The organism is Intrasporangium sp. (assembly GCF_051961875.1).
Taxonomy (GTDB): Bacteria; Actinomycetota; Actinomycetes; order Actinomycetales; family Dermatophilaceae; genus Intrasporangium_A.
Genome location: NZ_JBQCCV010000209.1, coordinates 1 through 5,643 on the forward strand (window position 1 = coordinate 1; position 5,643 = coordinate 5,643).

General features: G+C 71.9%; 4 protein-coding genes. 1 reads left to right on the forward strand and 3 read right to left on the reverse strand.

Annotated elements, in window-relative coordinates; translation table 11 throughout:
• The 3 genes from ACTHJJ_RS12370 to hemW all read right to left on the reverse strand — a co-directional run.
• The coding region (locus ACTHJJ_RS12370; RefSeq protein WP_440303244.1) for a CHAP domain-containing protein at positions 1 to 1,554 on the reverse strand (1,554 nt) is incomplete at its 3' end.
• A 154-nt stretch (positions 1,555 to 1,708) separates the two neighbouring features.
• On the reverse strand, positions 1,709 to 3,103 hold the full coding sequence (locus ACTHJJ_RS12375; RefSeq protein ID WP_440303245.1) for an aldehyde dehydrogenase family protein: 1,395 nt from the start codon (positions 3,101 to 3,103) through the stop codon (positions 1,709 to 1,711).
• Positions 3,104 to 3,135: 32 nt separating this feature from the next.
• A complete protein-coding gene (gene hemW, locus ACTHJJ_RS12380; protein WP_440303246.1) occupies positions 3,136 to 4,362 on the reverse strand; it encodes a radical SAM family heme chaperone HemW in 1,227 nt (408 codons plus the stop codon).
• Between the two features lie 71 nt (positions 4,363 to 4,433).
• Between hemW and ACTHJJ_RS12385 the strand changes: the two genes are divergently transcribed.
• On the forward strand, positions 4,434 to 5,381 hold the full coding sequence (locus ACTHJJ_RS12385; RefSeq protein ID WP_440303247.1) for an ornithine cyclodeaminase family protein: 948 nt from the start codon (positions 4,434 to 4,436) through the stop codon (positions 5,379 to 5,381).
• The last annotated feature ends 262 nt before the right edge of the window (positions 5,382 to 5,643 follow it).

The following is a 5,643-nucleotide window of genomic DNA, read 5'->3' on the forward strand; positions in this document are numbered from 1 at the left end:
CGCGCCGAGCGGGATGACGACGGTGTTGACGACGGACTGCCCCGAGGCGTACTTCACGGAGTCGTAGTCCGGCTCGGTCGAACCGCTCGGGTAGGCGGTGAGGTAGCCGGCGGCCGTGGGCGACCCGGCCGTGACGCTGGCGACGACCGCCTTGACCCCGCTCGTCGGGACTCCGGCGCGACCGGTCACCTTGATGAGCGGCGCAGCACCGGTGGCAACTCGGCCCTTCGCGATGCCGAGACCCGTCTCGCTGTCGAGCATGCGGGTGGGGCTCACGGCGACCTGGTCTCCCTCTGCCGGAAGCCAGCCGACGATGTCGACCATGACGTCGGTCTGCGCTGTCGAGAAGAGGCTCACGGCGCCACCGGTGCCGACCTTGGCCTGGACGAGCCCGGTGCTCGCCCCGCCCGTCTCGTAGCGGACCTGCGGCGTGCCGGGCCGGGCCGCGCCCTTGGCCCACGTGGTCAGCCAGCCGCCCGCGCTCGCACCCGCTGCGGAGACGTCGAGCAGGACCGATCCGGCGCCGGTCGTCGGCACGCCGGCCTTGCCGGTGACGACGAGGTTCAGCGTGCCGCCCGCGGCGAGCCGCGCCTTGGGCACGGCGAGCCCGGTGCGGGTGTCGAGGACCCGGACGGGGGCCCCACCCGACACGTAGCCGCCGGCCGGCGACCAGCCGACGATGTCCGCAGACAGGTCCGTGCGGGCGGAGGTGTAGATCCGGATCTTGCCGTCGGTGCCGACGCGGGCGAGGACGAGCTTCGTCACGGTCCCGCCGGCTCCGTACGACAGCTCGCGGGAGCCCGGCTGCGGCGTGCCGGAGGCGTGGACGGTCAGGTAGCCCGCCGCGGCCGGCGCCATGGCGTTGACGTTGACTAGGACCGCGCCGACGCCCGTGCCGGGCAGGCCGGCCCGGCCAGCGACCTGCAGCGTCACGGCGCCACCGGCCGGCACGACGGCCTTGACGGCTCCCAGACCCGTCCGGGTGTCGAGGATCCGGGCCGGCTTCGCCAGCTGGAAGGTATGCGCCGGGACAGCGACCGTCGGGCCCTGGTCCTTCAGATGGATGAAGCCCTTCGGCCAGAGGCCGCCACCGAGAGTGATACGGCGCCACCGGAAGTCCCCGGCCCAGTTGTCCTCCGAGATGATGATCTCGGTGGACGAGACGACCTTCTCGACATAGGCGACGTGGCCCGAGGCGGAGAAGGAGGTGTCCCACCAGGCGATCGAGCCGACGGCCGGGTTCTCGTTCGTCTCCATCGGGAAGGACGGGCCCCAGTTGGAGGCGTTGCCGGTCAGGGACGCGGGCCTCGCCGCGGGCATGCCGTTCTTGGTCATCCGGTAGGCGACGTAGTTCGTGCAGTTGTGGCCGACATACTGCGACCAGTAGCTCGTCGAGCTGACCGCCTTGTAGCCTGCTTCGGGATAGCCCGTGGTCACGCAGCCGTCGTAGCCAGTGCAGAGGACGATCCACTCGGCGCTCTTCGCGGTCGGCATATGGGCCAGCAGGCCCACGACGAGTGCCGCGATGGCAAGCACGATCCGGGGCGCAGCCACCCGCCGACGATTCTGACCCCTGACATTCATCGACGTTCTCCCCGTGTGGCGCCTTGACAACAAACCTTGACGAAGATAAGTCAGTTGGCGCCGACGTGAAGGCGTTTTCCACCAATCACATGTGTCAGATGTGACTCGCGTGCTCAGGGGCCGGTCACCGGCGACGGCGCGGGGCGACGATCCGCTGGATCAGTTGCCGCCGCAGCGCCGTGAAGGGCGGATAGACGACGGCGGTGAGATCGGGACGTGTCGGCGCGTCGAGCACCGGCTTGGTGTGCGAGAAGACGTCGAGGGACGCCTCGCCGTGGTAGCTGCCCATGCCACTCGGGCCAACGCCCCCGAAGGGAAGGGTCGGCACGGCGAGATGCGCCATCGGCAGGTTGAAGGCGATGGCGCCGGACGACGTCCCGGTGAGGAACCGGCGCTTCGTCTCCTCGTTGCCGGTGAAGACGTAGAGGGCAAGGGGCTTGTCACGAGCGGTGATGAAGCCGATTGCCTCGTCGACCCCCGCCACCTCGATGAGCGGCAGGACCGGCCCGAAGATCTCTTCCTGCATGACCCGATCCTCCGCCGTGACGCCGTCGACGATCGTCGGCTCGATGTAGCGGGTGGCCGCGTCGCTGTGACCGCCGGCGACGACACGGTCCGCATCGATGAGTCCGGTGATGCGCTCGAAGTGCCGGTCGTTGATGATCCGCCCGTAGGTCTCGGAGGCGGCCGGGTCCTCGGAGTGGAAGTCGCGGATCGCCTTGGCGAGCAACGGTTTGAGCTCATCCAGAACTGGCCGGCTGGCCAGCACGTAGTCGGGCGCGACGCATGTCTGCCCGGCATTGGTGAACTTCGACCACACGATGCGCCGGGCAGCGATCTGCAGGTCTGCGTCCTCGTCGACGAAGGTCGGCGACTTGCCGCCGAGCTCGAGCGTCACCGGGGTCAGGTGCCTGGCCGCGGCCTCGAGCACGACCCGGCCGACCGCGGCGCCGCCCGTGAAGAAGATGTGGTCCCATCGCTGCTCGAGCAGCGCGGTCGTCTCCGGCACGCCGCCCTCGACGACCTGGACCGCCGCGACGTCGAGGTAGGCGGGCACCAGCTGCGCGAGGGCCCGCGAGGTGGCAGGGGCGTGCTCACTGGGCGAGAGCACGACGGCGTTGCCCGCGGCGAGCGCGCCCGCCATCGGTGCCAGGGACAGCTGTAGGGGGTAGTTCCAGGGGGCGATGACGAGCACGACGCCGAGCGGCTCCCGGACGAGACGCGCTCTCGCGGGCTGCAGGTAGAGCGGGATGGCGACCCGCCGCGGCCGGAGCCATTCCCGCAGATGGCGCAGAAGGTGCTCGATCTCGTTGCCCAGGAAGCCGATCTCCGTCACCCAGGACTCGACCGCGTGCTTGCCGAGATCCTCGGCGAGCGCATCGGCGAGCAGCTCCTCGTTGTCGACCAGCAGGCGCTGCATCGCCTCGAGCTGCGTGACCCGCCAGGCATAGGGCTTCGTGGCGCCCCGATCGAAGGTGGCTCTCAGGTCCTCGACCAGCCGGGGGATGTCCGTCGCCATGGCGTCATTGTGCTGCATGGCGGCGCGCGGGTTCAGGACGCGAGCAGCCGGTGCACGACGGTGTCGGCGAGCAGCCGGCCGCGGCGGGTGAGCACGAGCCGACGGTCACGCACGGCCGCCACCCCCTCGACGAGGCCGTCCGCGACGAGCCCGGCCACCGCGGTCCGGCCGCGGGCGCCCAGGTCCTCGACCGGGAGCCCGTCGACGATCCGCGAGCCGAGCAGCACCCGCTCGTCGTAGCGCTGCCCCTCGTCGAGCGTCTCTCGCGCGTGAGCCGGCGAGGCGCCGGAAGCCAGCCGGGCGGCATACGCGTTGGGGTGCTTGACGTTCCACCACCGCACGCCCCCGACGTGGCTGTGCGCGCCCGGCCCGATCCCCCACCAGTTGCCACCGGTCCAGTAGGCGACGTTGTGGCGACACCAGGCGGCACGGGAACGGGCCCAGTTGCTGACCTCGTACCACCCGAACCCGGCGGCGGTCAGCAGCTCGTCGGCGAGCTCGTACTTGTCGGCCTCGTCGTCATCGTCCGGAGCCGCGACGTCGCCGCGGCGGACCTGAGCGGCGAGCTTCGTGCCCTCCTCGACCACGAGGGCGTAGGCGGAGATGTGGTCGGGCTCGAGGGCGATCGCCGCCTCGAGGCTGCGCCGCCAGTCGCCGACCGACTCCCCCGGGGTGCCGTAGATGAGGTCGACGCTGACCTGCATCCCCGCGGCCTTGGTCGCGGCCACCGCCCGCGCGACGTTTGCCGGGTCGTGGGTCCGCTCGAGCGTGCGCAGCACGTGCGGGACGGCGGACTGCATGCCGAGGCTCACCCGGGTGAAACCACCCGCAGCCAGCTCGTCGAGGGACCCGGGTGTCACGGAGTCCGGGTTCGCCTCGGTCGTGACCTCGGCGTCGTCGGTGAGCCCGAACCGCTCCCGTATGCCGCTCACGACCTTCACGAGGTCGGCTGACCTCAGCATCGTCGGCGTCCCGCCCCCGACGAACACGGTTGAGACCGCGGGGGCCCCGCTACCCAGGACCGTGGCCGCGAGGTCGAGCTCGGCGAGGGCCGCGTCGGCGTAGGTGTCGATGCTCGCGCCGTGCAGGCCGAGCTCGGGGATCGTGTAGGTGTTGAAGTCGCAGTAGCCGCAACGGACGCGGCAGAACGGGACGTGGACGTAGAAGCTGAGCGGGGTCGTGCCGAGGGTGGCGAGCGCGGATTCGGGCAGCAAGCCGTCGGCGGGCGCGGGGTCACCATCGGGGAGGGCAGAGGGCACGCGCCCATCATCCCAGTCCGCGCCTCGGGCTGGTCTCGGCCCGGGCGGTGCCGCTGGCTAGGTTGTGCGCCATGCGAGTCCTGACCGATGCCGATGTCGACGCCCTTGCCCCCGACACCCTCACGACGATCGACCTCGTCGCCGACGCCCTGCGCGCCCTGGCGCGCGGCGAGGGCGACGTGCCGCCGAAGCACACGGTGCACGCCGGGCCCCAGGACTCCTTCGCCAACGGCATGTCGGCGACCTGGCCCGAGCGCGGGCTGATCGGCAACAAGTGGATCACCCTGTTCCCGACCAACGCCGCTCTGGGGCTGCCGACCGCCTCCGGCGTGCTCGTCCTCAACGACGGAGAGACCGGCGTGCCGACGCACCTCATCGCGGCCGGCGAGGTGACTGCCCGCCGGACGGCCGCCGTGACCGGCGCATGCCTGCGGGCACTCGCCCCCGCCGAGGGGCACGTGGCCTACACCGGCGCCGGGGCCCAAGCCCGTTCGCACCTGCGCGTCCTCGAGGCGCTCGGCCGGCGTGACGTGGTCGTCTACGCCCGGCGGGCGGAGGCACGCGACGAGCTCGCGGCCTGGGCGGCCGCGCACGTCCCCTCGGTCGAGCTGCGGCTCGTGGACACACCCGGCGCGGCCGTGCGTGGCGCGGGGGTCGTCATCACCGGGCTGTCCATCGGCATCGACGGTGCCCAGCTCGACCCCGCCGACATCGGCCGAGACACGCTGCTGCTGCCCATCGACTACGCCAGCTCGGTCGGACCCGACATCGCGGCGACCGCGCTGCTCGCCTCGGACGACCGCGACCAGTTCGAGGCGTCGCGGCTGGCCGGCAAGCTCGGCGACGACTACCCGGCCGCCATCGCGTGGGACGGCGCCCTGCTCGACGGGGACCGGCCGGACGGACGCATCGTCTGCCAGAACCTCGGCACCGGCCTGGCCGACCTCATCGTCGGGGACGCCGTGGCACGGGCGGCCGACGCCCGGCAGGTCGGTCAGGTCATCGACCTGCGCGGCTGACCCCACCCAGCCGGAGCCCATGGCGGTTGAGCCGAACCGCGGCTCCGGGCCTGGCGCGCGGGGGGGGGGGGGGTGGGGCACCCCCGGGGGGCGGCCGCGGCCCACCCCGGCCCGCCCGCCCCCCCGGCCCGGCGCCGCCCCGCCGGGGGGGGGGGGGGGGGGGGCCCCCCATTGTAAAGCCCGGGCCCAAACCAGAGGAAAAGACAACAGCGAACAGGCCAACACACAAAAGGGGTGTTTGGTGTTTTAATCAATTTTTTTT